Below are 23,545 nucleotides of genomic sequence, written 5' to 3'. Positions count from 1 at the left end.
CGCTGCTGTCCTGAACTCCACTCAAGAAATTCAAAGGAACACATCATGGCTGCCAAGGACGTAAAGTTCGGCCGCGACGCCCGCGAACGCATTCTGCGCGGCGTCGACATTCTCGCTGATGCCGTGAAGGTCACGCTGGGCCCCAAGGGCCGCAACGTCGTGATCGACAAGAGCTTCGGCGCACCCCGCATCACCAAGGACGGCGTTTCGGTCGCCAAGGAAATCGAACTCAAGGACAAGTTCGAGAACATGGGCGCCCAGATGCTGCGCGAAGTGGCCTCGAAGGCCAACGACGCAGCCGGTGACGGCACCACCACCGCGACCGTTCTGGCTCAGGCGATCGTTCGCGAAGGCATGACCGCGGTTGCCGCCGGCATGAACCCGATGGATCTGAAGCGCGGCATCGACATCGCCGTGACCAAGGTCGTCGAGAACCTCAAGGCCCGCTCGACCCCGGTTACCGGCTCTGCCGAAATCGCCCAGGTCGGCATCATCTCGGCCAATGGCGACGCTGAAGTCGGCAACAAGATCGCTGAGGCGATGGAGAAGGTCGGCAAGGAAGGCGTGATCACCGTGGAAGAGGCCAAGGGCCTCGAATTCGAGCTCGATGTCGTTGAAGGCATGCAGTTCGACCGCGGCTACCTCTCGCCCTACTTCATCACCAACCCGGAAAAGATGACGGTCGAGCTCGAAAACCCGTACATCCTGATCCACGAGAAGAAGCTCTCGTCGCTCCAGGCGATGCTGCCGATCCTCGAAGCGGTTGTGCAGTCGGGCCGTCCGCTCCTCATCATCGCCGAAGACATCGAAGGCGAAGCGCTCGCAACGCTCGTCGTCAACAAGCTGCGCGGTGGCCTGAAGATCGCTGCCGTCAAGGCTCCGGGCTTCGGTGACCGTCGCAAGGCCATGCTGGGCGACATCGCCACGCTTACCGCTGGTGAAATGATCTCCGAAGACCTCGGCATCAAGCTGGAGAGCGTCACGCTCGCCATGCTCGGCCAGGCCAAGAAGGTCACCATCGACAAGGACAACACCACGATCGTCGACGGCGCCGGTGCTGCCGAAGACATCAAGGCCCGCGTCGAGCAGATCCGTGCGCAGATCGAAGTCACCACTTCGGACTACGACCGCGAGAAGCTGCAGGAGCGTCTGGCCAAGCTTGCTGGCGGCGTTGCCGTGATCAAGGTCGGCGGTGCGACCGAAGTCGAAGTCAAGGAGCGCAAGGACCGCGTCGACGACGCGCTGCACGCAACCCGCGCAGCCGTTGAAGAAGGCATCGTCCCCGGTGGCGGTACCGCGCTGCTCTATGCCACCAAGGCTCTCGAAGGCCTCAAGGGCGCCAACGACGACCAGACCAAGGGTATCGACATCGTGCGCCGCGCGATCCAGACCCCGCTGCGTCAGATCGCCGCGAACGCCGGGCACGACGGTGCGGTTGTCGCCGGTAACCTGCTGCGCGAGAATGACGAGAACCAGGGCTTCAACGCCTCGACCGACGTCTACGAAAACCTCAAGGCCGCTGGCGTTATCGACCCGACCAAGGTCGTGCGCACCGCGCTTCAGGACGCAGCTTCGGTCTCGGGCCTGCTGATCACCACGGAAGCTGCGATCAGCGAACGTCCGGACGACAAGCCCGCGATGCCGCCGATGGGTGGTGGCATGGGCGGCATGGGCGGCATGGACTTCTAAGTCCAAGCCAGCTCTCGCTGACAGAAATCGGGCCGGAGGGAGCAATCCTTCCGGCCCTTTTCGTTCACCGGGCAGAAAGTATTCCGGGAACCGGACGCGACGGACTGCGTTTGGCAAGCGATGAATTGTGCCTGCGATACGACTCCGGCCCCGGTCCACCCGTGAAGAACGGGTTTGCGGCAGCGACACTCCCGGCCTCGGGTCCTTCCCGAGGCGCGGCAATCGACCGTGAGATATACCGTATCCTGTTCGAAAACATGGAAGACGGCTTCTGTGTGATCGAGTTCGTCGATGGTCCGCATGGACCGTTGAGCGACTACGTCCATGTCCTCGCCAACCCCGCCTACGAGCGTCACACCGGCATCCCCAATGTGGTGGGCCAATACTTGCGCGAAATGGTTCCGGACGAGGCGGATGACTGGATCGCCTTCTACGGCAAGGTCCTCCATACTGGTGAGCCGATCCGGTTCCGCAATGAACTGGTGGCGACTGGTCGCTATCTTGAAGTGTCATCCTTCAGGATCGGCCGCTTCGAGGACCGGCTCGTTGCGGTGTTGTTCAAGGACGTCACTGAACGTGTCAGTGCGGAAGGAAAACTGCACCAGCTCAACGAAACGCTCGAACAGAGGGTTGCCGATGCTCTCGCACAGCGCGAGCTTGCAGAAAGCGCACTGCGCCAGGCGCAGAAGATGGAGGCTGTGGGCCAACTGACTGGTGGCCTCGCGCACGATTTCAACAACCTGCTCGCGGGGATCACCGGCTCGTTCGAACTGATCGGCCGCCGCGTGGAGCAGGGCCGGACCGGCGAGGTTCCGCGCTATGTCGAAGCCGGTCTCGGGGCCGCGCAGCGTGCGGCCGCGCTGACCCATCGCCTGCTGGCCTTCTCCCGGCGCCAGACTCTCTCCCCGCGTGCCACGCCTGCCAACCGCCTTGTCGAGGACTTCATCGATCTCGTGCGCCGCACCATGGGGCCGGCAATCACGGTCGAGACCGAACTTGACCCTGCGCTCTGGCCTGCTCTGGTTGATGCCAACCAGCTCGAGAATGCGCTGCTCAACCTGTGCATCAACGCCCGCGATGCCATGCCGGATGGCGGCCGCCTGTCGATTTCCACGCTCAACGTCACGCTGTGTGACGAGGAAGCCGACAAGCGCGGCCTTGCTGCGGGCGACTATGTGACCATCACGGTCGGCGATTCAGGCGTCGGCATTCCGGCCGAAGACCTCGACCGCGTGTTCGAACCGTTCTTCACCACCAAGCCTACCGGGCAGGGTACGGGCCTTGGCCTTTCGATGGTCTACGGCTTTGCCCGGCAGAGCAACGGGTTGGTCCGCCTTCGTTCAACGCCAGGGCTTGGCACGGAAGTGCGCATATACCTCCCGCGCCACGATGCCGAGGCAGAGGCACCCGTTCCTGCGAGTTCGCGCCGTTCGCCTCATGCGCTACCGGGCGCAACCGTGCTGGTGGTGGACGACGAGCCGACTGTCCGAATGATGATCGTCGATGGCCTGGGCCTGATCAATGTCAACTGCATCGAGGCCAGTGATGGCGCGGCGGCACTGGCCTTGCTGGACCGTCAGGACGGGATCGACCTGCTGATCACCGATGTCGGTCTGCCCGGGGGGCTCAATGGCCGTCAGATCGCCGACGAGGCCCGCCGCCGCATCCCCGGCCTCGGCGTCCTGTTCGTCACCGGCTATGCCGACAGCGTGGTCCTGCAAAAGGATTCGATGGAGCAGGGGGTGGACGTCCTGACCAAGCCCTTCCCCATCGACGAGCTTCAGCGCCGCGCCGCAAAGCTGCTTGGTGGTGACGGAGGGCTCAACCCCGAGGGCTGAACCTCTCGAACAGGTCGACGACCACGTCTTCGGCGATCTCGTGCTCGCCGTATCTGACGAAACCGAGCCGCTCCGCCAGTGCAACCGAGGCATCGTTTCCACGCTCGATCATGCAGGCGACCCGCGTGATGCCATGCATCTTCTCGACCCAGGCCAGCGCCGCTTCCATGGCCTCGCGCGCAAAGCCTTTGCCCCAGTGCTCGCGCGCAACGATCCAGCCCGCTTCAACCACGTCGTCCATGCCCTTGCCGAAGCCACGCATGGAGTGGAACACGCCCAACTGTCCGACGAAGCTCCCGGTCGCCTTTTCATGCGCAAGAAACAGGCCGTAGCCGTAGAAATGCCAGGAGCCTGCCGCCCGCAAGGCCCGCGAGAACATGTCGGTGGTGGGGTCTTCCGGCCGCGGGCCGAGGAAGCGGTGCACTTCCGGATCGGACACCAGATCGCGCAGGAGCACGTAGTCCTCGCGTCCGGGTTCGGAAAGCGTCAGGCGAGTTGTCTCGATCACGGGAGTCACAGCGCAAGATCCAGTGCGTGGAGAGTGAGGCCAACGAGCCCGCCGACTAGCGTGCCGTTGATGCGGATGAACTGGAGGTCGCGACCGACCGCACCTTCGATCCGGTCAGTAACCGTGCGCGCATCCCAGCGCTTGACCGTCTCGGACACCAGCCTGACGATCTGGGCACCGTAGCGCGTGGAAACGCCAACCATGGTCCGGCGGGCGAAGCGATTGACCACGCGCTGCAGGCGCACGTCATCCTTCAGCGCGCTACCAAGCTCGGCAAGGCTTGCGCCGAACTGTCCGCCCAGCGCCCCGCGCGGATTGCGCACGATCTGCAGCAGGCGCGTGCGACCCCGCTCCCACAAACCGTCGAGCCACCGTCCGAATGCGGGATTGGCAAGAACCTCGTGCTTCATCCGCTCGACCTTCGCGCGCATCTCTGCATCATGGACGAGATCGTGCGCGAGGGTTTCGAGCCCTTCCTCGATCTTGCGGCGCAGGGGATGGTCGCGGACCACCAGCGTTTCGGCCAGCAGCTTGTAGAGCCCGTCGAGAATCGCGTTGGCGAGCTTCTCGTCGAGGCCAGTCCAGCGCAGGATGGTGTTGGCACGCTCGTGGATGGTGGCCTGGATCAGCGGTTCGTTGGCCTCAATCGTTTCGGCTGCCTTGCGGATCAGGCTCTCGATCACCGGCATGTGCCGCCCGTCGGCAATCGCCGCGCCGAGCAGCTGGCCGAGCAGCGGCGCGAGTTCGATCTTCTCCAGCTGCGCCCGCAAGGCGCCCTTGGCGAGGCCGCCGAGCTCTTCCGGATCGAGCGATTCCAGCACGTCGGCCAGCAGTCCTGCCGCACCGTCGCGCAATCGGCTCTCACCGGTGCGGGGATCGGCAAGGAAAGTGCCAGCGGCTGCGGCAACGTTGACCGCCCCCATCCTGCGCGCGACGACTTGCGGCGTGAGGAAGTTGGCCTGCAGGAACGCCGCCATCGTCTCGGCGATGCGGTCCTTGTTCTCGGGGATGATCGCGGTGTGCGGGATCGGCAGGCCCAGCGGATGGCGGAACAGCGCGGTGACCGCAAACCAGTCAGCCAGGCCGCCCACCATCGCGGCTTCGGCAAAGGCGCGGACGAAGCCGAGCGCGGGATGAAGGCCTTCGTAACGCCGGGTCAGAGCGTAGACCACCGCCATGGCCAGCAGCAGGGATGTTGCCACTACCCGCATCCGGCGCGCCCGATCCACCGGGCCTGCAGGTCGAGAAGCAAGGCGGCCGGACGTCATGCGGTGAAATCCGCGCTGGCCCGGAGTCTTGCCCCGGCTGGCTCGGGCGTTGTTGCAATCACTCCGCCGGTAATGCCTCGCGCACCGGTTCGTTCCGCTCGGAGTCCGCCCGGTCGTTCGGCTGGTAGCCGAGAACCTTGCGGGCAAGCCATGGTCCGATGCGCTTCTCGACGCCATCGGCAAGGCTGAAACCTGCCGGAACGATCAGCAGGGTCAGCGCGGTCGACAGAGTCAGCCCGCCAATCACGACGATGCCCATCGGCGCGCGCCATCCGCCATCGCCGCCGACGGAAACGGCGGTCGGGATCATGCCCGCCACCATCGCGACCGTCGTCATGATGATCGGTTGCGCGCGCTTGTGGCCGGCCTCGGTAATGGCGGCGAGCTTGTCCTTGCCTGTGGCCATTTCCTCGATCGCGAAGTCGATCAGCAGGATCGAGTTCTTCGCGACGATGCCGAACAGCATCAGGATGCCGATGAACACCGGCAGCGACAGGGCCTCACCCAACAGCCAGATCGCAAGCAGACCGCCCAGCGGGGCGAGGAACAGCGAACCCATGTTGACCAGCGGCGAGATGAAGCGATGGTACAACAGCACCAGAACCGAGAACACCAACAGGATGCCTGAGGCCACTGCGATGCCGAAGTTCTTCATCAGTTCGGCCTGGAACTTGTCTTCACCGGCCGCCGTGTTGGAAACGCCCTGCGGCAGGTTCTTCATGATCGGCAGCTTGGCAATGGCGGCCATGGCATCGCCCTTGACCACGCCGGGCCGCAAGTCGGCGCCAACGAAGACGCGGCGGCTCTGGTTGTAGCGCTGGATCTGGGTGGGACCGGAGCCGAACCCGATCTCTGCCACGCGCGATAGCGGCACCGAGCCACCCGAGGCTGTCGGCACCGGCAGATTCTCGATTGTCGAAAGATCGCGGCGCGAGGATTCAGGCAGCTTCACGCGGATCGGAACCTGACGGTCCGACAGCGAGAACTTCGCGCTATTCTGGTCGATTTCACCCTGCGTCGCGATGCGGATCACCTGGCTGAGTGCCTGTGTCGTCACGCCGAGATTGGCCGCAAGATCAAGCCGTGGCTTGATGATCACTTCGGGGCGGCGCAAGTCGGCGCTGATGCGCGGGGCAACCAGCAGGGGCAGCGTGCCCATCTGGTCCACCAGCGTCTGCGCGGTCTTCTGGAGCAGTTCCGGATCCGACCCCGCCAGCATGATGCTGATCGGGCGTCCCGAACCGCCACCTGGACCACTTGGTCCCTGCGCCTGGAAGTTCGCGCGGATATCGGGGACCGCCTGCAACTGCGGGGTCAGCTCGCGCTCGAAATCGAGGCTGGTCCGCACGCGATCGGGCCGGAGGTTGACGTAGATATTGGCCCGCCCCTCGCGCACCGAAGCAAGCTGCGATTCGACCTCCTGCTGTTTTGCCAGCAGCGATACGACTTCCGAAACCTTGCGCTCGGTCTGCTGCAGCGTCGTCCCCGGCACCATTTCGATGGTCACGGTGCTGGAATCGCTGTCCGCATCGGGGAAGAACTGTGCCGGGATCGAGGCGAACATGACGATCGTCAGGGCGAATGCGCCTATGCCGATGCCCATCATCCACATGCGATGATCGCGCAGGCGCGCGCGGAAACGGCGGCGCGGATGCTCGGCGCGGTAGGCCGCGGCTTTCGAAGTGTCGAGCGACCAGCCCAGCACCTTCATGTACTTGTCCATCCACGGCCCGCCGCCATGCTCGGCCTCACCATGGGCCTGCAGGAAGTAGGCCGCGACCATCGGCGTGATCATGCGCGCGACGAGCAGCGAGAACAGCACGGAAATGACCACAGTCAGGCCGAAGTTCTTGAAGAACTGGCCGGAAACGCCGGGCATGAGCGCGACGGGGAAGAACACCGCGACGATCGAGAAGGTCGTGGCCACCACCGCCAGGCCGATCTCGTCGGCCGCGTCAATGGCGGCCTGATAGGCGCTCTTGCCCATTCGCATGTGTCTGACGATGTTCTCGATCTCGACGATCGCATCGTCCACCAGCACACCTGCAACCAGGCCGAGGGCCAGAAGCGACATCTGGTTGAGCGTGAAGCCCATCAGGTCGAGAACCCAGAACGTGGGGATCGAGGAAAGCGGAATGGCCAGCGCCGAAACGATTGTCGCACGCCAGTCGCGCAGGAACAGGAACACCACGACGACCGCGAGCACCGCGCCCTCGACCATGGCGTTCATCGACGAGCGGTACTGGTCCTTGGTGTAGGTGACCGAGGTGAACAGCAGTTCGAAGTGGATCTTGCCGCCCTGCTCCGCCTCGATCTTCTTCATTTCCTCCAGCGCCCCGTCATAGACGGAGACGTCGGATTCCCCGCGAGCGCGCGAGAACGAGAAGGTGACCACGCCCTTGCCGTTGAACTTCGCGACCGAAGTGAGCTCGCTGTAGGCATCGCGCACATCGGCGACGTCGGCCAGACGCACGGTGCGGTTGCCCGAGAGCGAGATTTCGGTCTGCGAGAGGTCATAGGCCGTCTTGGCATTGCCCAGCACGCGCACGGACTGGCGCGATCCGGCAACTTCCGTCTTGCCGCCCGCGGCGTTGATATTGACCTGTCGCAGCGCGGCGTTGACCTGGCTTGCAGTCACGCCAAGCGCGGTCATCTTCGCCGGGTTGAGCGTGACGGCAATCTCGCGATTGACCCCGCCAGAGCGGCTGACTTCGGCCATGCCCGGCACGGTCAACAGACGTTTGGCGATGGTATCGTCGATGAACCACGAAAGCTGCTCGATGGTCATATCGTCGGCCACGACAGCATAGTACGCGATCGGGTTGGACGATGTTTCGACCTTGAACACCTGCGGCTCGAGAATGCCTTCAGGCAGGTCCGAACGGATCTGGTCGACCTGGTTCTTGACCTCGTTGACCGCCGCGTTGATGTCCTGGCCGATCTTGAACTGGACCTGCGTCTGGCTGCTGCCCTCCGACGCGGTCGAAGTCAGCGTGTCGACGCCGGCAATCGACCGGACGGCAGATTCGACGCGCTGGGTGATCTGGTTCTCGATCTCGGTCGGCGCGGCACCGGGCTGCGAGATCTGGACGATGACGACAGGGAACTCGATGTCCGGGTTGTCCTGGACCTTCATCCCCATGAACGAGACAATGCCCGCGAGCGTCAGCCCGATGAACAGGACGATGGGGACGACCGGGTTGCGGATGCACCAGGCCGAGATGTTCTGGAAGTTCATCGCCAGCCCTTACTTCTGAACGACCGGCTGGACCTTGTCGCCCGGATTCAGGAAGCCGCCGGCCCGCAGCACCACGCGCTCGCGACCCGAAAGCCCCTCGATCACCGTAATGCCCCGTGCGCTCACTTCCCCGGTCTTTACAGGGCGGCGCTCGGCCTTGTTGTCGCTGCCAATCACGTAGACGAAGGTACCCTTGTCATCGCTCAGGATCGCCGATTCAGGCAGAAGCGGCGCGGTCACGGTGCCCGAAGCCAGCGTGGCCGTGGCAAAGCCACCCGGACGCAGCGCAAGGTCATAAGGCAGGGCAATGCGGACAATGCCTTCGCGGCTAGTCTGGTCGATGGTTGGGGAAAGCTGCCAGATCTGGCCGTCAAACGTGCGCTCGGAGCCGACCGGGACGACCTTGGCAGAGGCGCCGACCGCGAGCCTGGCGAGATCGGATTCGGCAAGGCGGGCCTGCATTTCCATCTGTCCATCGCGCGCCATCGAGAACAGCACGCCGCTGCCGGGGCTGACAATCTGGCCCGGCTCTGCCGCACGGGTCAGCACGAGACCGGCGGCAGGTGCAACGATGTTGAGCCGCGCCGCACGCGCACCCAGTTCACCGAGACTCGCCCGCGCCACACGGACCCGGGCAACGGCGGCATCGCGCGTGGCGGTCAGCCTGTCGACGTCAGCCTTCGAAATGAACCCGCGCTCGACCAGTTTGAGCGCACGGTCGAGATTGGCCTGAGCGAGGCGTGCATCGGCGGCTGCGACTTCGACGTTGGCGGCCTGGCTCGCGATTTGCTGGCTCTGCACCGAGCGGTCGATGACGGCGAGCACCTGCCCTGCCTTCACCCAATCGCCCGCGTCGACCAGTACGCTGACGATCTGTCCGCCTTCGCCTGCCACGCCGACCGGCATTTCGCGACGGGCCGCAATCGTGCCGCTGGCCGTGATCGTGCCTGTGATCGTCGTCGCGCCCGGAACCACCACGGTCACGACCTGCGCCTGCGCTGCCTTGTCGCCTGCACCTGCATCACTGCCACGGTGCATCAGGAACCATGCAGCGACCACAACGGCAGCGACAAGCGCACCGATGATCCAGAAGCGGCGTGTGTTGCCCGGCCTGCCCTCGTCTCCCGAAAACTGGGGCGAAAGCGGTCCTTCGGCATTGATGGTCGTTTCGTAGTTCATGTTCGTCACTGCCTTCGTCCCTTGGCGGGGCGAGGGCCGGCCCCTTCAAAACTCGAGTAGGTGTGTCACATCCGCAACGCACTCGCCGCAAACACGCGGCCCCGCCGTATTGGCAGGCCAAGCCGATGCAATAGACCTGCTTCCGACGAGGTGCAATTCCGTCTCGACGAAGGACTTATGCCCAATTCAGGACCGTGTCTTTCTTGCACCTGTAACTTTTTGTAACGCTTTTGCCGCAGCAAGGATGCCGCTGTGCAATGACCGGGCGGTGCAGAACAGACGCCCAAAAGAACAACGGCCGCTTCCGGGTGGAAGCGACCGTTGCGGATGGAGCTGGTTGGCGCAATCAGTACTTGAGCTGGCGCTCGTACAGATCGCGGTAGTGCTGGATGCGGGTCACGCGCAGGCCCTGCATGCCCGAACGGTCAACCGCTCGCTGCCACGAGGCAAACTCTTCGAGCGTCAGGCCGTAGCGTTCGCAGACTTCGTCGATCGTCAGCAGTCCGCCGTTGACCGCCGCCACGACTTCGGCCTTGCGCCGAACGACCCAGCGGGTTGTGTTCGGCGGCGGCAGGCTGTCGATCGTCAGCGGCTCTCCGAGCGGGCCGATCACTTGTGCCGGACGGATTTTCTGGTTCTCGATCATAGGAATCTCATGCTTCGGCGCGGCTGGACCGCACCCCTGTATTCAGGTCTTCCGGTGTGCCCGGGTTCGCTTTGCCATTCGCTGAAGAGTTTGGGTTAACGATGTGTTCACCCGCGCTCAGGTGCGGCGGAACGCCCGGAATTCCCGATGCGATGAACGCGGCAGCCTGCCGGTGGAAACTCCCGGTGGCAGGAACGGAGCTGCCCGGCGCACTTGCGCCAGAGCTTGCCCCGACAGCCGAGAGTGCCCGGCGCAGATCCTGGGCGGCAGAAATGCGCGCGCACAGTCCGTGCCACGTTAAAGGGCGCAGCCCGACGGCGCCCTCTCCTGTGGCAAATCCGCCGGGATCGTTGAAGCTCATGTCCATGCCACGCTTCTAGGCAGGAGATGGCTAAGGTCCGGTAAAGGAGCAATTTAGCTTTTGTTCATGGAGCAAGGACCGATTTATCCCCAGTTGGCCCCGGCAACACAGGCACTTTGCCCTTCTTCGCGAAAACGCCTATGGGCGCGCGATGCCTGATACTCTCGCCCAGACAGACCTTTTCGACCTGCCCGGACCACTTTCGGCCCGGCGAATCGTCGTTGCCATGTCGGGCGGAGTCGACAGCTCGGTCGTGGCCGGACTTACGGCTGCGACCGGTGCCGAAGTCATCGGCGTGACGCTACAGCTATATGACTATGGTGCGGCAACCGGCCGCAAGGGTGCCTGCTGCGCCGGTGACGACATTCGCGATGCCCGAGCCGTCGCCGACCGCCTCGGTATTGCCCATTATGTATTCGACCACGAGTCGAGTTTCCGAGAGGAAGTGGTCGAGCGATTTGCCGACGACTATCTCAACGGCCGCACACCTATCCCCTGCGTCCGCTGCAACATGGGGCCCAAGTTCACCGACCTGCTGGCCATGGCGCGCGAACTGGGTGCCGATTGCCTCGCCACCGGGCACTACGTCCGCCGGGTGATGGGCCCCGCCGGCGCCGAACTGCACCGCGCCTTCGATCCCGCGCGCGACCAGTCGTACTTCCTCTATGGCACGACCGAGGCGCAGCTCGATTTCCTGCGCTTTCCGCTGGGTGGCCTGCCCAAGAGCGAAACCCGGCGAATGGCCGAACAGATGGGTCTTGTCGTCGCGGCCAAGCCCGACAGCCAGGACATCTGCTTCGTGCCCGATGGAGACTACGCCAAGATCGTGCGCGCGGTCCGTCCCGAAGGCGATGCGCCGGGCGACATCGTCCATGCGGCCAGCGGCGAAGTGTTGGGGCATCATCGCGGCATTATCCACTACACCGTGGGCCAGCGCCGTGGCCTCGAGATCGGGGGCCAGCCCGAGCCGCTTTACGTGGTCGGTCTCGACGCGCCGTCGCGTCGTGTCCTCGTCGGCCCGCGCCCGATGCTGGCCGTGAGCAGCGCGTTGATCACCGAGACCAATCGCATCGGCCCCCTTCCGGAAGGCCCGCTGACGGCAAAGGTACGCTCGCTGGCAAAGCCAGTGCCGGTCACGCTCGAAGGCTCGTTCGGCGATGGCGCCAGCGCGCGCATCCGCTTCCTCCAGCCCGAATACGGTGTCGCACCGGGGCAGGCCGCCGTGCTCTATGCCGGGGAGCGTGTAGTCGGCGGCGGCTGGATCGATTCGACCGAACGCTGGGACAGCTAGGGGTCAGCGCTTCCACGGCTCCAGCACGCAGCCCGAGCCTTCGCGATAGGTCGCGGTCTGGCCGAACATCAGCGCGAAACGTGCGGTCACGCTCTTCGCCTCGGCGTCCTCGCTCAGAGTAACCAGCTCCATTCCCGGCTCGAAATCCTTCTTGCAATCCGAAAGCGTGCGGCCACCGGCATAGCGACAGGAGCAGGCAACGCGTGCGCCGTAGCTCGCCCCGGTCTGCCCGTAGCCCCGGATCGAGGACCAGAACGTCGCGAGCAGTGCTGCCAGCAGCACGACCACGATCAGCGCAGCGCGAAGCCGCCAGCTGCGGCGCGGGGCGATGGTCAGCGACGGAGCTGTGGGGGAACTGTGGTTGCCGGTTGCCATGGATACCGATTCTGGACGAAAGGACAGGCCCGATGGCCCGCCGCTCGCTCTCCCTTATCCTCAGCCTTGCGCTGCTGCCAGTGCTGGCGGGATGTTCGCAGGGGACGAATGCGTCTGACGCCCCGCCGCCGGTCTCTGAAACCGCGCTGAAGGCGGTGGTCAAGGACCCCGGCGTCAACCGCGAGAAGCTTGCCCGCGCGGTCGATGCCCTGTTCGCGCCCGAAATGGGTGAGACGCGCGCGGTGATCGTGATAAAGAACGGGCGGATCGTGGCCGAGCGCTATGCCGAGGGCTACCACGAGAACACGCGCTTCGTCAGTTGGTCGATGGCCAAGTCGGTCACCGGGGTGATGATCGGCATGCTGGTTTCGGACGGACGCCTGCGGCTTGATCAATCAGCCCCGGTTCCCGCCTGGCAGCGCCCCGGCGACCCGCGCGGCGAGATCACCGTGCGCCAGCTGCTGCAGATGCGCTCGGGCCTGCGACACGCCGAGGCGATCGATCCGGTTTACGAATCGGACGAGGTGCGGATGCTGTTCCTTGACGGACGCGACGACATGGCGCGCTATGCCGAGGACCAGCCGCTCGAGGCCGAACCGGGGCGCAAGTTCGAGTATTCGACAGCGACGAGCGTGATCCTCGCAGACCTAGCCGCGCGCGTGCTCAGCCCGGCCAGCGATCCCGAAAGCCGCCGCCACGCCGTGGCCGACTACTTGCGCACCCGCCTGTTCGAACCGGCGGGAATGAAGTCGATGCTTCCCGAATTCGACGCCTCGGGCACGCTCGTCGGGGGATCGCTGATCCATGGCACCGCGCGCGACTGGGCGAAGTTCGGCGAGTTCCTACGCAACAAGGGCGCGGTCAAGGGCGCGCAGATCATCCCGCGCCAGTGGATCGAGTTCATGGTCACGCCCTCCCCGCGCGAGGCGCAGTACGGTGCGCAGATCTGGCTCAACCGCACTCCCACTAGCGGCGAAGCCTCGCTGTTTCCCGATCGCGGTCCCAAAGACCTGTTCTCATGCATCGGCCACTTGGGCCAGTACGTGATGGTCAGCCCGAGCCGGGGCCTGACCGTGGTCCGCCTCGGCAAGACGCAGGACGACAAGCTCCCGCCGGTTGTCGACGGGCTTGCCGATATCGTCTCGCTCTACCGCTAGCGCCGCACCTCAAGGGAGGCGGAACAGCCCCTCGACCACGGTCACGCAATCGCCGCCGAGCAGCACGCGGTCCCCTTCGAGACGACAGGCAAAATCCGCGCCCCGCGCCGATGCCTGATGCGCGCTGAAGGTGTTGCGGCCGAGGCGGGTCGCCCAGAACGGCGTCAGCGCGGCATGGGCAGACCCGGTCGCCGCATCCTCGTCGATCCCGCCGCCGGGTACGAAGACGCGGCTGACGATGTCGGCACCCGATACGTGGCCCGCTCCGTCTGCGGTGGCGATGAACTGCACGTCGCCGAAGGCGAGCAGCGCCTTGAAATCGGGAGCAAGGGCAAGAACTTCGTCGGCTGTGGCGTAGTGGAACAGGTTGTAGCCATCGCACTGCCACACCTCTGTCGGCTGGCCCGGACCGAGCAGCGGCACCGCTTCGTCGAACGCGCCCGGTGCGGTCGGCACCGCTGGCAGCGACAGCACATAGCGTGCGCCATCGCGCGCCACTTCGAGAATGCCGGCCTTGCGCGTGGCAAAGGTGACCCGGCCACGCATCGGGTCTTGCGCAAGCACCACATGGCCAGACGCCAGCGTGGCGTGGCCGCACATCGCGACTTCCACTGCAGGGGTGAACCAGCGCAACTCGAAGTCCGCCACCCCGGTTTGGTCGGGCACGAGGAAGGCGGTTTCTGCGAACATGTTTTCCGCGCCGATCGCCTGAAGCGTGGCGTCATCAGGCCAGGCTTCGAGCATCATCACTGCGGCCTGATTGCCGCCGAGGGCACGGGCGGTGAAGGCATCGACGTGGAAGTAGGGTACTCTGGAATCGCTCACGTTGCAGGCGCTCCCGTGCTTGGCGAACCTTGGGCAAGGATGGCGGGGCTGGTGCCGTCAGGACCGGGGTTGAGCAGGTTCTCCGCGCCCATCATGTCCTCGTCGACCAGCCCTTCCGGATCGGGATGGATGAGGATTTCGACGCCGGGAAACTCCGCCGTCAGCTTGTCCTCGATCTCGTCCATAACACGGTGCGCCTCGGTCACGGTCATGCGTCCGTCGACCCAGACGTGGAACTGGACGAAATCGCGGTTGCCGCTGGTGCGGGTGCGCAAGTCATGCAGGCCCTTGAGTTCCGGGTGCTGGGCCACGACTTCAAGGAAGCGCTCGCGCTTTTCCAGCGGCCATTCGTGGTCCATCAGCTGCTCGATCGCTTCCTGCGACGCGCTCCATGCGCCCCAGCCGAGCCACAGCGCGATGCCGAAAGCGAACACCGCATCGGCACCCTTGATCCCGACGTAGGTATCGATGACGAGGGCTGCGATCACCGCGAGGTTCAGGAACAGGTCCGACTTGTAATGAACGTTGTCGGTGCTGATCGCGAGGCTGCCGGTCTGGCGGATCACGTGGCGCTGGTAGGCCAGCAGCGCGAAGGTTGCGGCCAGCGCGATGGTCGAGACAATCACGCCCGATTCGGCCTCTGCCACCTCAGCCTGCCCGACGAACTGGCCGACCGCGCGGAAAGCAAGGCCGATGGCCGAGATCGAGATCAGCACGACCTGGAACATCGCCGCCAGCGCCTCGGCCTTGCCGTGTCCGAAGCGGTGGTTGTGGTCATCGGGCTGCGAGGCGATCCAGACGCCGAGCAGGGTGGCAAGGCTCGCAACGAGATCGAGCGCAGTATCGGCCAATGACCCGAGCATCGCCGTTGACCCGGTCGAGAGCACCGCCCAGACCTTCAGGCCGACAAGCAGCACCGCCACCGAGGTGCTGGCAAGCGCGGCCTTGCGGTTGAGGTCGTTGTGCGTATCGGCGCGGGTCATGTCCATGGCGGGCGCCTTAGGGGTAAAGCAGGGTGCTGGTCCAGCCACCTGCGCCATCGCTGACGAAGCGGCGGCGTTCGTGCAGACGATAGTCGCGGTCCTGCCAGAACTCGATGGCCACAGGCGTCACGCGATAGCCTGACCAGTGCGCGGGACGCGGCACGTTGCCGTCGGGGTATTGCTCGCGCAGCGCTGTCACGCGATCAAGATAGGCCTGCCGGTCAGGCAGAGGGCGGGACTGGTCAGACGCTGCCGAACCCAGCCGCGATTCGGGATGGCGGCTGGCGAAGTAGGCGTCGGCTTCTTCCGGTGTGACCTCGGCAATCGCACCTTCGATGCGGATCTGGCGGCGGAGCGACTTCCAGTGGAACAGCAGCGCGACGTTGGGGTTCGCGGCCAGTTCCCCGCCCTTGCGGCTGTGGAAGTTGGTGTAGAACACGAAGCCGTCGGGGCCGTGGCCCTTAAGCAGCACCATGCGCACCGAAGGATGGCCATCGGGCGTAGCGGTGGCGAGCGCCATCGCGTTGGGGTCGTTGGGCTCGCTCGCCTGCGCCTGCGCAAACCATGATTCGAAGATCGCGAAAGGATCGGCGTGGGGAATCGCGTCGGAATTCTGTTCAGACTTCACGGGAGTTTCCTGAAAGGGTTTACGCTGTTTACACTGTCCAGAGAGAAACCGTCATGGGGCCTGACGGGCGTTGATTGACGCTCGTCGAGGTCCCCGCCTTCGCGGGGACTCTGCGCAAATTCGGGCGCTTCTCCATGACCGGGATCAATTGCATGGGTCCGGCCTACTCTTCTCGCGCAATGTAGGAAAGCCAACCTTGCGGGCAGGCCCTGCGCGCCCTAGCTAGGATGCCATGGCAGATCCGTATTCGATCCTGGGAGTTCCGCGCAGCGCGAGCGAGAAGGACATCAAGTCCGCTTACCGCAAGCTGGCCAAGGAACTGCACCCGGATACCAACAAGGACAATCCCAAGGCCACGGAGCGCTTCTCCGAAGTCACCCGTGCCTATGACCTGCTGTCGGACAAGGACAAGCGGGCGAAGTTCGACCGTGGCGAAATCGACGCCGACGGCAATCCGATGGGCCCGTTCGGCGGCGGCTTTGGCGGTGGCGGCGGAGGGTTTCGCGGCAACCAGGGCGGCTTCCGCCACGATGGCGGTTTCGAAGGCGGCTTCGGCGGCGGGCCGGAAGGCATCGACATCGGCGATATCTTCGAGGGCCTGTTCGGCGGGCGCGGAGGTATGGGAGCCGGTGGCATGGGCGGAATGGGCGGCGCGCGCCGCGGCCCTCCGCCAAAGGGTGCCAACGTCAACTACCGGCTGCAGGTCTCGTTCGTCGACGCTGCGACTCGCGCCAACCAGCGCATCACCCTGTCTGACGGCAAGACGGTCGACCTGAAGCTGCCTGCGGGCCTGGAAAGCGGCCAGCAGATGCGCCTTGCCGGCAAGGGCGAGCCTGGCCCGGGCGGCAATGGCGATGCCATCGTGACAATCGAGATCGGCAGCCACCCTTTCTACGAGCGCGATGGTGACAACATCCGGCTCGACCTGCCGGTCAGCCTCGCCGAAGCGCTGAACGGGGCCAAGGTGAAAGTGCCGACGGTCGACGGCGCCGTGATGCTCACCGTCGCGCCGGGAAGTTCGAGCGGGCGCACGCTTCGCCTCAAGGGCAAGGGTTTCACCCGCAAGGACGGCACGCGCGGGGACCAGCTGGTCACGCTGCAGATCGATCTTCCTGCCGATGACGGGGACCTGAAAGCGCGTCTCGAGGGTTGGGCGGACATGCGCAACCTTCGCGGCAAACTTGGTGTCTGAGGACACGCTCCCGTCATGAGCGCTTCCGGCCAGACACCGCCGGGGGCACGTCCTCTCGTCGACCTTCCCGACCTGTCGCCGGAAGCCCGGCGGCGTGAAGCGCTGCGCTGGCGTTCAGGCCTCTCCGAAGCGCGCCAGCGGCTCGGGCCGGGAAGCCGGGCGTGGGAAGTGATCAAGCGCGTGTGGACCGGCGTGTTCAACGATGGCTCGATCCATGCCGGAAACCTTGCCTACATGATCGTGATCGCGCTGTTTCCGTTCTTCATCACCGGGGCAGCGCTGTTCTCGTTCATCGGCGAGGCGAGCCAGCGGTCGGCCGCGATCGACACGGTGCTGATCGCCCTGCCCCCGGTTGTCGCCACCACGATCGAGCCGGTGGCGCGCAGCGTGATCGAGGCGCGCACCGGCTGGCTGCTGTGGATCGGCGGTATGGTCGGTCTGTGGACTGTGGGCAGTCTGGTCGAGACGATCCGCGACATCCTGCGGCGGGCCTATGGCACGCGCTGGGAACATGCCTTCTGGCGCTATCGCCTCGCTTCTACGGGAATCACGCTGGCGTCGGTCGTGCTGATCCTGCTGGCGATCTTCGCGCAGGTGCTGATCGGTGCGGCGCAGGAAGTGATCGAGGCCTTCCTGCCGCAATTCGGTTCGTTCGTGGGCAGCCTGTCGCTGTCACGCTTCGTGCCTGCGGTGGTACTCTACGGCGCGCTGTGGCTGCTGTTCATCTCGCTCACGCCGGGCGCCTATCGCGGTCGGGACTATCCGAAATGGCCGGGCGCGCTGTTCGTGACGGCATGGTGGATCGCGGTGACCACGGCGCTCCCAACTGCGCTGCGCACCTTTTTCTCCTACGATCTGACCTACGGCAGCCTTGCCGGGGTGATGATCGCCCTTTTCTTTTTCTGGCTGGTCGGCTTAGGGATGGTCGTGGGGGCCGAACTCAACGCCGCACTTGCCGAAACGCCGGAAGAGCGCGACATGCTGGGACAGGCCGACAATCGCGCGCGCGCTCAACAGGGCCGCGCCGGGAACGAGACAAGAAGCGAGAACGAGAACGCATGACCGGACTTATGCAAGGCAAGCGCGGGCTGATCATGGGCCTCGCCAATGACAAGTCGCTCGCCTGGGGCATTGCCAAGCAGCTGCACGAACATGGCGCGGAACTGGCCTTTTCCTATCAGGGCGAGGCGCTGGAAAAGCGCGTGCGTCCGCTGGCCGCGAGCCTTGGCAGCGATTTCCTGATCGAATGCGACGTGTCCGACATGGCCGCGCTCGACCAGACCTTCGAGACGCTCAAGGCGCGCTGGCCGACGATCGACTTCATCGTCCACGCCATCGGCTATTCAGACAAGAACCAGCTGCGCGGAAAGTTCTACGATACCACGCTCGACAACTTTCTGATGACGATGAACATCTCGGCCTACAGCCTGGTTGCCGTCACCAAGCGCGCGGTCGAGATGATGCCCAATGGCGGTTCGATCCTGACGCTGACCTATTACGGCGCGGAAAAGGTCGTGCCGCACTACAACGTGATGGGCGTGGCCAAGGCGGCGCTGGAAACCAGCGTGAAGTACCTCGCCAACGACTGCGGGCCGCAAGGCGTGCGCGTCAACGCGATCTCGGCAGGCCCGATCAAGACGCTGGCTGCCAGCGGCATCGGCGACTTCCGCTACATCCTCAAGTGGAACGAGCTGAACAGCCCGCTGCGCCGCAACGTGACCATCGAGGACGTCGGTGGCGCGGGGCTCTATTTCCTGTCCGACCTGTCATCGGGCGTGACCGGCGAAACGCATCACGTGGACGCGGGCTACCACACCGTCGGCATGAAGCAGGAAGACGCGCCGGATATTGCCTTGGGTTGATTTACCGGCTGTCGCCGGTGCCCACCCCCAACCCCTCCCGCCTGCGGGAGGGGGGAACAAGGCACAGCGCCTGCCCTCCCGCAGGCGGGAGGGCCGCGAGACTTAGGGAGCCGTAGGCGAGCTTAGTCGCAGCGGGGTGGGCAATCAGGGTTGAGCTGGCGTCGCCACGGGCGGAGTAGCCTGTTCGCCTGCCTGCTCACGTTCGCGCTTCAGGCGGGCTTCGTATTCCTTCTCGATCTGCTCAACCCGGCCCTGTTCGGCAGCCGCATCGGCATCGATCGTTTCAAGGCGCTTGGCGCGCTCTTCCTCGATCAGCTTGCCGAACTGAACGTCGGAGCTGTTGCGCTTCTCGGCATATGCGCGGTCGATCAGGCGAGTGAGGCAGCCCGTGGCACCACCCGCGCCGACGGCTGAGCAAGAGTTCGTGCCGAAGTTGCCGACCGTTTCATAGGCGCGAACCTTTTGGCTCCACGCCTGATTGACCAGCGCGTTGGGATTGTCGCGCAGCGGCTTGGGGATGCGGAAGCGCTCTTCCTCTTCCTTGCGCGCGCAGACGGTGATCGTGTTGCCTTCGGACTTGGGGCAGGGATCGTCGCCATAGACGATCAGTTGGTTGACCTTCTCGCCCGCTGGATCGACGAGTCCCTGATCGGCCCCTTGCGCAAAAGCAGGGGCGGCAAGCGCGCTCGAAAGCAGCAGGGCGGCAGGGATCAGGCGCTTCATAATCGGTCTCCGGTCAGGCTCTGCCCGATATAGGGCGCGACTGCCGTGAATGGTAGATGAAGCGCGGTCGTTGCGGGGAATCAAATCCGCCGCGAAAGTGCGATGGCCGCGCGGCAACCGAGGCGGATGGCGTGGAACATCAGCGGGTAAGCCGGGGCTTTATCCGCACCTGCAGCAAGCGCAGCGTCGCGGTGCTCGCGTTCGTCGTCGCGGAATTCGCGGATCATGTCGGCGAGTTCGGGGTCTTGGTCGCCCAGTTCTTCGAGCTGTTCGGTATAGTGCCGGTCGATCTCTGTCTCGATCGCGGCGGTGCAGGCCATCGCCGCTTCAGGGCCGATCAGCGCGGTGGCAGCGCCCAAAGCGAACCCGGCAGCGGACCATACCGGCTGCAGCGCGGTGGGACGGACGCCGCGACGGGCAAGCAGGGCATCGAACTTGGCGCGGTGCCCAGCTTCCTGTTCGGCCATCGCGGCGATCTCTGCCGAATGAGGGCCACGATTGCCCATGACCGCAAGCTGGCCTGCATAGATGCGGGTCGCACCGAATTCGCCGGCCTGGTCGACGCGAAGCATTTCGGCGGTTTTGGACATATCAGGTTCCCTTGCGGCCTTTGCCGAGCAGCGCAAGCACGAGGATCGCGCCGGTGATCGAGATCAGGAAGTTGAACCCGGCGAGGCTGATTCCGAAGAGGTCCCAAGGGGCAACATCGCAGCGGACGACCGGCGCATTCATGATCGCATCAAGCGGATTGCCGCCGCCTGCCACGGTCGAACAGGCGGTGACGCCTTCCCACCAGCCATATTCGACGCCTGCGTGGAAGCCCCCGATCAGGCCGGAAATGCCGATGGCAATGGCGGCGAGCGTGACCGTGAGATCGCCTGATCCTTTGCCCTTCATCGTGCACGCCAGAAGCGCGAGCACGATTGCGGCGATATGCGGATAACGCTGCCACCAGCACATCTGGCACGGATAGAGCCCGAACACGAACTGCGAGATCAGTGCCCCGCCCATCAGGGCTGCGGGTACGATCAGGGCGAGCGCATAGGCGGCGATCCGGGACTGATGCGAGGTCATGGGCCGTGCCCTATTACCGCTTCAGCTTTGCGGCAAGAGCGCTCCTCGGGACGGTGCGGCCCAGCGTCTGTACCGCGTAGTAGAGCTGGAAATCCTTGATGTTCTTGGCCTTCAGCTCTTCCGGCGTCATCTTGAAGCGTGGGTCTTCGACCTTGTCCTTTTCGAGATCCTTGTCGTCCAGCTTGATCTCGTTGATCAGGTGGCCGCGCAAGTCGCTCTCGCGGTAGGAGCGCAGCTGGCGCTTGCGCAGGTCGGGGTCGGAAATCTGCGGCACGGCAATGTCGGGATCGATGCCGCCTTCCTGCACGCTGCGGCCCGAAGGCGTGTAATAGCGCGCGGTGGTGATCTTTACGGCGGTATCGCGGGTCAGCGGGATCAGCGTCTGCACGCTGCCCTTGCCGAAGCTGCGCTGGCCCATGACCACGGCGCGGTGCTGGTCCTGCAGGGCACCCGCAACGATTTCGGAAGCCGAGGCCGAGCCCTCGTCGATCAGCACAATCATCGGGACGCCCTTGGCGATGTCGCCCTTGGTGTCGATCTCGGCGGGATAGACTTCGGTATCGCGCGCATAGCGGCCGCGCTGCGAGACGATGGTGCCGTGATCGAGGAACAGGTCAGACAGGGCCACCGCTTCATCAAGCAAGCCGCCCGGATTGCCGCGCAGGTCGAGCACGAGGCCAGTGACCTTGCCGCCAGCCTTGGCCCTGGCATCGTTCCACGCCCTTTGGACCGAGGCACCGACGTCGGCGCTAAAGCTGGAGACAGAGATCACCGCGACGTTGCCCTGGAGTTCCCACTCGACCGGCTTCAGTTCGATGATCTTGCGGGTGATCGTCACGTCAAACGGTTCGTCGCGGCCGGGGCGGAACACGCTGAGCTTGATCTGCGTGCCGGGAACGCCGCGCATCTGGTCAACCGCCTCGTCGAGCGAGCCGCCATAGATCAGCTTGCCATCGAGGTGCGTGATGAAATCGCCAGCCTTGACCCCGGCGAGGTCAGCCGGGCTGCCCTTGGTCGGCGCGATCACCTTGACCGCGCCGTCGTCCATGGTCACCGACAGGCCAAGGCCGCCGTAGGAACCTTCGGTCTGTGTGCGCAGGTTCTCGAAATCGCGGGCATCGAGATAGGCGCTGTGCGGGTCGAGCGTGGCGAGCATGCCGTCAATCGCGCCCTTGAGCAGCTTGTCGTCGTCAACCGGCTCGACATAGTTGGCCTTGATCCGCTCATAGACGGCCATCAACTTCCCGAATTCTGGGCCGGACTTTGCATCGACCGCGGCAAGGCCGGTGGTCGCCACCGGAATCAGCGCGACGGCAGTGACGAGCGCGGTTGCGCGCAGGAAGGGGGCGAACTTCATGTGCCCGGGGGCCTTTCGCGAAGAGGCATTCATTGCAAGTGTTCTATAACCGGCGATGAATTAACGCCAGATGAGGTTTTGGGACAGGGCAAGCGCCATGAACCGCCGATATGCTTCGACCAGCGCCGACTTCAGCCGCGCAGATCGAGTGGATTGACCGGGGTGCCATCGCGGCGAAGCTCAACCGTCAGCACCGGGCGTCCAGGCCCGGCCGTGCCGATGGGCGAGCCCTGCACCACCTTCTCGCCCACGCTTGCGGCGATCTGGCCAAGATTGGTGACGAGCGTGGTCCAGCCGCCCGCATGCTCGATGATCACGATCCGCCCGTAGCCGCGATAGGGGCCGGCAAAGGCGATGCGCCCGTCGGCGGGGGAGATGATCTGCGCGCCGCCCGCCGGAGCGAGAGCTACGCCAGTGGTGAGCCCGGTCGAGGACTTCTCGCCGTAGCCGGCCACGAGTCGGCCGGAGACGGGCATGATCCATGGGAGCTTTGGCGATCCCGTTGCCGCCAGCGGTGTGGGCGCGTCGATCACGCGGAGGACTTCACCGGGGCGAGAGGGTGGCAGCACCGGGCCCGGGAGTGCGGCAAGGCTCTGGCGCAGGGCACCATCGGCTTCGAGGCGGGACATCAGCGCCGAGAGGTCGCGGGTCTGTTCGGCCAGCGCGAGGGCGCGGTCGGTCTCACGGCTCGCCACGCCTTGTGCGGCGCGCGAGGCGAGGCGCTGGCGGCTTTCGAGTGCTGCCAGTTCGATCCGGCGCGCGGCAAGGCCCTTCTCGCCCTCGCGCCGCTGGGTGGCCGCGAGGCGTGCCTCGTCCTGCAGGCGGCGGCCGCGCAGGATTTCGGCGCGAAGACCCGCAGTGCGGCGGCGGACTTCGGGGAGCATGGTCTCCATCACCGCGCGCAAATGCACCGTATCGCGCAAGCTTTCGGCGCGGACGAGGCTGAAAGCGAGCGGGCGGCGGGCCATCATCTGCAGTGCTGCGGTGAGCCGCACGACCGGCTCCTGCCGCTCGGCCATGCGAGCGCGCAAGCGTTCGCGCTGGCGGTCGATCAGAGTGATCTTGGCCTGCGCGAGCTGGATCTCGGCTTCGGACTGCTGAATGCGTGCGGCGACGGCGGCGGCTTCCTGCGCGGTACGATCCGCTTCGGCGCCTGCCTTGCGCGCGGCCAGTTCGAGCTGCTCGGCACGGGTACGCGACTGGGCGAGGGCCTGCCCTGCCCGGCGCAGGACCTCACCGGCCTCGCCCGCGTCGGCATAGGGCGTGCCCTGCTGTGCTATCGCCTGCCAACCGGCGACCCCGGCAAGTGCCAGAACGCTGGCAACGAAGAGAAGGCGTGACGTCATGCCGC

General features: G+C 65.1%; 22 protein-coding genes. 7 read left to right on the top strand and 15 right to left on the bottom strand.

The window, feature by feature from the left end; translation table 11 throughout:
* The first annotated feature begins 45 nt into the window (after positions 1 to 45).
* Both groL and ACZ1JX_RS15445 read left to right on the top strand, forming a co-directional pair.
* Positions 46 to 1,689 carry a chaperonin GroEL gene (groL, locus tag ACZ1JX_RS15450; protein ID WP_465124400.1) on the top strand — a complete coding sequence of 548 codons (1,644 nt, stop codon included), beginning with the start codon at positions 46 to 48 and terminating at the stop codon, positions 1,687 to 1,689.
* A gap of 161 nt (positions 1,690 to 1,850) precedes the next feature.
* Entirely contained in the window at positions 1,851 to 3,527 is a 1,677-nt protein-coding gene (locus ACZ1JX_RS15445) for an ATP-binding protein (protein ID WP_465124399.1), read from the top strand.
* Here the strand turns inward: ACZ1JX_RS15445 and ACZ1JX_RS15440 are convergent.
* The 6 genes from ACZ1JX_RS15440 to ACZ1JX_RS15415 all read right to left on the bottom strand — a co-directional run bounded on the left by ACZ1JX_RS15440 (position 3,511) and on the right by ACZ1JX_RS15415 (position 10,733).
* Entirely contained in the window at positions 3,511 to 4,035 is a 525-nt protein-coding gene (locus ACZ1JX_RS15440; protein ID WP_465124398.1) for a GNAT family N-acetyltransferase, read from the bottom strand. The two genes, ACZ1JX_RS15445 and ACZ1JX_RS15440, sit on opposite strands and share 17 nt — an antisense overlap.
* A 5-nt stretch (positions 4,036 to 4,040) precedes the next feature.
* Positions 4,041 to 5,246 carry a DUF445 domain-containing protein gene (locus tag ACZ1JX_RS15435; RefSeq protein ID WP_465126435.1) on the bottom strand — a complete coding sequence of 402 codons (1,206 nt, stop codon included), beginning with the start codon at positions 5,244 to 5,246 and terminating at the stop codon, positions 4,041 to 4,043.
* A gap of 115 nt (positions 5,247 to 5,361) precedes the next feature.
* Complete coding sequence (locus tag ACZ1JX_RS15430; protein WP_465124397.1) at positions 5,362 to 8,541, bottom strand: efflux RND transporter permease subunit; 3,180 nt, start codon at positions 8,539 to 8,541, stop codon at positions 5,362 to 5,364.
* Positions 8,542 to 8,550: 9 nt separating this feature from the next.
* Complete coding sequence (locus ACZ1JX_RS15425; protein ID WP_465124396.1) at positions 8,551 to 9,720, bottom strand: efflux RND transporter periplasmic adaptor subunit; 1,170 nt, start codon at positions 9,718 to 9,720, stop codon at positions 8,551 to 8,553.
* A gap of 346 nt (positions 9,721 to 10,066) precedes the next feature.
* The gene (gene sciP / locus ACZ1JX_RS15420) at positions 10,067 to 10,366 is read right to left on the bottom strand and encodes a CtrA inhibitor SciP (protein WP_465124395.1); all 300 of its coding nucleotides are present in this window, start codon (positions 10,364 to 10,366) and stop codon (positions 10,067 to 10,069) included.
* A gap of 7 nt (positions 10,367 to 10,373) precedes the next feature.
* On the bottom strand, positions 10,374 to 10,733 hold the full coding sequence (locus tag ACZ1JX_RS15415) for a hypothetical protein (protein WP_465124394.1): 360 nt from the start codon (positions 10,731 to 10,733) through the stop codon (positions 10,374 to 10,376).
* A 145-nt stretch (positions 10,734 to 10,878) separates the two neighbouring features.
* Between ACZ1JX_RS15415 and mnmA the strand changes: the two genes are divergently transcribed.
* Complete coding sequence (gene mnmA, locus ACZ1JX_RS15410) at positions 10,879 to 12,018, top strand: tRNA 2-thiouridine(34) synthase MnmA (protein WP_465124393.1); 1,140 nt, start codon at positions 10,879 to 10,881, stop codon at positions 12,016 to 12,018.
* A 3-nt stretch (positions 12,019 to 12,021) separates the two neighbouring features.
* Here mnmA and ACZ1JX_RS15405 read toward each other — a convergent pair whose 3' ends face one another.
* Positions 12,022 to 12,393: a hypothetical protein gene (locus tag ACZ1JX_RS15405; RefSeq protein ID WP_465124392.1), complete on the bottom strand. Its 372-nt coding sequence runs from the start codon at positions 12,391 to 12,393 to the stop codon at positions 12,022 to 12,024.
* A 32-nt stretch (positions 12,394 to 12,425) separates the two neighbouring features.
* Between ACZ1JX_RS15405 and ACZ1JX_RS15400 the strand changes: the two genes are divergently transcribed.
* Positions 12,426 to 13,550, top strand: coding sequence for a serine hydrolase domain-containing protein (locus tag ACZ1JX_RS15400; protein ID WP_465124391.1), 1,125 nt, complete (start codon positions 12,426 to 12,428; stop codon positions 13,548 to 13,550).
* 9 nt (positions 13,551 to 13,559) lie between these two features.
* Here ACZ1JX_RS15400 and ACZ1JX_RS15395 read toward each other — a convergent pair whose 3' ends face one another.
* From ACZ1JX_RS15395 to pdxH, 3 genes are read right to left on the bottom strand one after another with little or no spacing between them, the layout of a single operon-like run.
* Positions 13,560 to 14,375 carry a PhzF family phenazine biosynthesis protein gene (locus ACZ1JX_RS15395; protein WP_465124390.1) on the bottom strand — a complete coding sequence of 272 codons (816 nt, stop codon included), beginning with the start codon at positions 14,373 to 14,375 and terminating at the stop codon, positions 13,560 to 13,562.
* Positions 14,372 to 15,364 carry a cation diffusion facilitator family transporter gene (locus tag ACZ1JX_RS15390; RefSeq protein WP_465124389.1) on the bottom strand — a complete coding sequence of 331 codons (993 nt, stop codon included), beginning with the start codon at positions 15,362 to 15,364 and terminating at the stop codon, positions 14,372 to 14,374. Before ACZ1JX_RS15390 ends, ACZ1JX_RS15395 begins: the two co-directional genes overlap by 4 nt.
* 10 nt (positions 15,365 to 15,374) lie before the next feature.
* The gene (gene pdxH, locus ACZ1JX_RS15385) at positions 15,375 to 15,986 is read right to left on the bottom strand and encodes a pyridoxamine 5'-phosphate oxidase (protein WP_465124388.1); all 612 of its coding nucleotides are present in this window, start codon (positions 15,984 to 15,986) and stop codon (positions 15,375 to 15,377) included.
* 232 nt (positions 15,987 to 16,218) lie between these two features.
* Between pdxH and ACZ1JX_RS15380 the strand changes: the two genes are divergently transcribed.
* The 3 genes from ACZ1JX_RS15380 to fabI are packed head-to-tail and all read left to right on the top strand — an operon-like array spanning position 16,219 to position 19,040.
* Positions 16,219 to 17,178 (top strand): DnaJ C-terminal domain-containing protein, encoded by a 960-nt coding sequence (locus tag ACZ1JX_RS15380; RefSeq protein WP_465124387.1) that lies wholly within the window; start codon positions 16,219 to 16,221, stop codon positions 17,176 to 17,178.
* Between the two features lie 15 nt (positions 17,179 to 17,193).
* Positions 17,194 to 18,240, top strand: a complete 1,047-nt coding sequence (locus tag ACZ1JX_RS15375; RefSeq protein ID WP_465124386.1) for a YihY/virulence factor BrkB family protein — start codon at positions 17,194 to 17,196, stop codon at positions 18,238 to 18,240.
* Positions 18,237 to 19,040, top strand: coding sequence for an enoyl-ACP reductase FabI (gene fabI, locus ACZ1JX_RS15370; protein WP_465124385.1), 804 nt, complete (start codon positions 18,237 to 18,239; stop codon positions 19,038 to 19,040). The genes ACZ1JX_RS15375 and fabI overlap by 4 nt, the downstream gene beginning before the upstream one ends.
* A gap of 144 nt (positions 19,041 to 19,184) precedes the next feature.
* Here fabI and ACZ1JX_RS15365 read toward each other — a convergent pair whose 3' ends face one another.
* From ACZ1JX_RS15365 to ACZ1JX_RS15345, 5 genes are all read right to left on the bottom strand, one after another.
* Positions 19,185 to 19,763 carry a hypothetical protein gene (locus tag ACZ1JX_RS15365; protein WP_465124384.1) on the bottom strand — a complete coding sequence of 193 codons (579 nt, stop codon included), beginning with the start codon at positions 19,761 to 19,763 and terminating at the stop codon, positions 19,185 to 19,187.
* A gap of 80 nt (positions 19,764 to 19,843) precedes the next feature.
* The gene (locus ACZ1JX_RS15360; RefSeq protein ID WP_465124383.1) at positions 19,844 to 20,335 is read right to left on the bottom strand and encodes a demethoxyubiquinone hydroxylase family protein; all 492 of its coding nucleotides are present in this window, start codon (positions 20,333 to 20,335) and stop codon (positions 19,844 to 19,846) included.
* 19 nt (positions 20,336 to 20,354) lie between these two features.
* The gene (locus ACZ1JX_RS15355) at positions 20,355 to 20,837 is read right to left on the bottom strand and encodes a disulfide bond formation protein B (RefSeq protein WP_465124382.1); all 483 of its coding nucleotides are present in this window, start codon (positions 20,835 to 20,837) and stop codon (positions 20,355 to 20,357) included.
* Positions 20,838 to 20,850: 13 nt separating this feature from the next.
* A complete protein-coding gene (locus ACZ1JX_RS15350) occupies positions 20,851 to 22,194 on the bottom strand; it encodes a S41 family peptidase (protein WP_465124381.1) in 1,344 nt (447 codons plus the stop codon).
* Positions 22,195 to 22,325: 131 nt separating this feature from the next.
* Entirely contained in the window at positions 22,326 to 23,540 is a 1,215-nt protein-coding gene (locus ACZ1JX_RS15345) for a murein hydrolase activator EnvC family protein (RefSeq protein WP_465124380.1), read from the bottom strand.
* Positions 23,541 to 23,545: the final 5 nt, after the last annotated feature.

The sequence above is a fragment of the Novosphingobium sp. BL-A-41-Hi4A-0G genome (assembly GCF_055521735.1).
Note: the sequence above shows the minus strand (reverse complement) of the source record. Positions and strands in the feature narration are given on the sequence as shown.